Below are 1,581 nucleotides of genomic sequence, written 5' to 3' on the forward strand. Positions count from 1 at the left end.
ATCCAACTCCCCATCACAACTCAACCTTACGAGTGCCGGATTTGCCTAACACTCAGTCTTATTGCTTGGACGTGCACTCCAACAGCACGCTTCGCCTATCCTACTGCGTCCCCCCATCGTTCAAACAATCATAGGTGGTACAGGAATATCTACCTGTTATCCATCGCCTACGCCTATCGGCCTCGGCTTAGGTCCCGACTAACCCAGAGCGGACGAGCCTTCCTCTGGAAACCTTAGTCAATCGGTGGATGGGATTCTCACCCATCTTTCGCTACTCACACCGGCATTCTCACTTCTAAACATTCCACATGTCCTTACGATCATGCTTCGACACGTTTAGAACGCTCTCCTACCATTATCCTTACGGATAATCCACAGCTTCGGTAATATGTTTAGCCCCGGTACATTTTCGGCGCAGTGTCACTCGACTAGTGAGCTATTACGCACTCTTTAAATGATGGCTGCTTCTAAGCCAACATCCTAGTTGTCTGGGCAACGCCACATCCTTTTCCACTTAACATATATTTTGGGACCTTAGCTGGTGGTCTGGGCTGTTTCCCTTTCGACTACGGACCTTATCACCCATAGTCTGACTCCCAAGTTAAATTATTTGGCATTCGGAGTTTGTCTGAATTCGGTAACCCGAGAGGGGCCCCTCGTCCAAACAGTGCTCTACCTCCAATAATCATCACTTGAGGCTAGCCCTAAAGCTATTTCGGAGAGAACCAGCTATCTCCAAGTTCGATTGGAATTTCTCCGCTACCCACACCTCATCCGCTCACTTTTCAACGTAAGTCGGTTCGGTCCTCCATTCAGTGTTACCTGAACTTCAACCTGGACATGGGTAGATCACTTGGTTTCGGGTCTACGACCAGATACTCATTCGCCCTATTCAGACTCGCTTTCGCTACGGCTCCACATTTACTGCTTAACCTTGCATCAAATCGTAACTCGCCGGTTCATTCTACAAAAGGCACGCCATCACCCATTAACGGGCTCTGACTATTTGTAAGCACACGGTTTCAGGTTCTATTTCACTCCCCTTCCGGGGTGCTTTTCACCTTTCCCTCACGGTACTGGTTCACTATCGGTCACTAGAGAGTATTTAGCCTTGGGAGATGGTCCTCCCAGATTCCGACGGAATTTCACGTGTTCCGCCGTACTCAGGATCCACTCAGGAGAGAAATGACTTTCGACTACAGGACCTTTACCTTCTATGGTTGGCTTTTCCAAAACCATTCGTCTAATCATTTCCTTTGTAACTCCGTATAGAGTGTCCTACAACCCCAATAGGCAAGCCTATTGGTTTGGGCTCTTCCCGTTTCGCTCGCCGCTACTCAGGGAATCGAGTTTTCTTTCTCTTCCTCCGGGTACTAAGATGTTTCAGTTCTCCGGGTGTGCCTTCTCACATACTATGTATTCATATGCGGATAACATGACATAACTCATGCTGGGTTTCCCCATTCGGAAATCTCTGGATCAAAGCGTACTTACAGCTCCCCAAAGCATATCGTCGTTAGTAACGTCCTTCTTCGGCTTCTAGTGCCAAGGCATCCACCGTGCGCCCTTAATAACTTAATC

General features: G+C 48.3%; 1 rRNA gene. It reads right to left on the reverse strand.

The annotated features are described in order from the left end of the window. Positions 1 to 1,581: ribosomal RNA gene (locus LQ677_RS14475) — 23S ribosomal RNA — on the reverse strand; the annotation flags it as partial.

It is taken from the genome of Mammaliicoccus sp. Q-M61 (assembly GCF_022386055.1).
In the GTDB taxonomy this organism is placed as follows: domain Bacteria; phylum Bacillota; class Bacilli; order Staphylococcales; family Staphylococcaceae; genus Mammaliicoccus; species Mammaliicoccus sciuri_A.